Here is a 1,219-nt window from a genome sequence, read left to right on the forward strand (position 1 = left end):
GGCCCAGACACGACCGAGCGGTGCCGCGCCATGCCAACGCAATCGCGAGCGGGGAGCCCACACCGTAGCCGGCGCCCTTGACCGGGTCACCGGCCGCGAGGTCGACGATGGTCTGCGACCTCCGCAAGACTTCACCGAAGTCGAAGACACCGTGCCAGTTGACAAACGCGATGGCCGACAACCCCATGATCGGGGTGGGATCGTCGATCGACTCGAGCAGCGCCATCTGTTCGGAGGACAGCTGCGCCGCCTCACGAGCGCGTCCGGCATAGCACGCCTCGGTGGCCAGTGCGGTCATGCCGATGGCCAGCGAAACTTTATCCCCGGCCGCGCTGCACAACTCCTGCAGCTCCGCGAAGCGGGCCCGGCTGTCCTGGACTGCTCGGGCCTGAATGTCAGTGGCACACAGCATGGTCCGCGGGGAGATGCGCATCGACAGTTGGTTCGGGTCGTCGGTGGGCAGCCGATCGGCGATTCGATATGCCCGTTCCCAACTGACCCTGGCAGCGACGAGGTCGCGGTTGGTGGACCAGGTTGCAGCACGCATGTGCCAGCCATACGCCGCAGGCAGCTCGTCGGCAGACTCGAGATGTTCGGCGATGAGTGCCGCGTTCTCTTCCACCGAGTCGGGTTCACGCTGCTGGATCGCTTCGGCCAGGCGCCGGTGCAGCTCGGCGCGATCGGATTTCAGCTGCGATTCGTAGGCCACGGCGCGGATCAGCGGGTGCCTGAACGCGTACTCGGCCTGCGGGGGGAACCGGACCTGATCGATCAGCTCCGCATCCACCGGCTCGTCGACCACCGCATCGATGCCCAGCGCTGCCAGTAGCTCCCCTTCGAAGCGGGTGCCGATCACCGACGCCGCGTGCAGCGTCCGCTTGGCCGCGTGGCTCAGCCGGTCGATGCGCGCCTCGATGGCTGCCTGCACCGTGGCCGGCACGGCGATCTCGGCGACGTCCGCGCGACAGATGTAGCCGCCGCGCTCGCCGGCCAGGACCCCGCGCTGGGCCAACTCGCGGACCATCTCCTCGGCGAAAAACGGGTTCCCCACTGCCCGCTCGGCGATTGTCGCAGCCAGCTCGCCGATCGAGGGATCCGAGCCCAGTAGCTCACCCAGTAGCGCTGCAGTATCCGAATCACTTAGCGGGGCAAGTGTTATTGCCTCGGCGCCGGACACCCGCGTCAAAGCCCCCTGGTACTCGGGGCGGGAGGTGATCAG

The 1,219-nt window shown here is 67.6% G+C and carries 1 protein-coding gene; it reads right to left on the reverse strand.

Annotated features, from left to right (window positions below; all coding sequences use genetic code 11):
* Window positions 1-1,177: ATP-binding protein (locus tag ACN269_RS33305; RefSeq protein WP_421477093.1), on the reverse strand; the 1,177-nt coding region annotated here is incomplete at its 3' end.
* Window positions 1,178-1,219 lie beyond the last annotated feature (42 nt).

This window comes from Micromonospora sp. WMMD736 (assembly GCF_049179015.1).
Lineage (GTDB): Bacteria > Actinomycetota > Actinomycetes > Mycobacteriales > Micromonosporaceae > Micromonospora.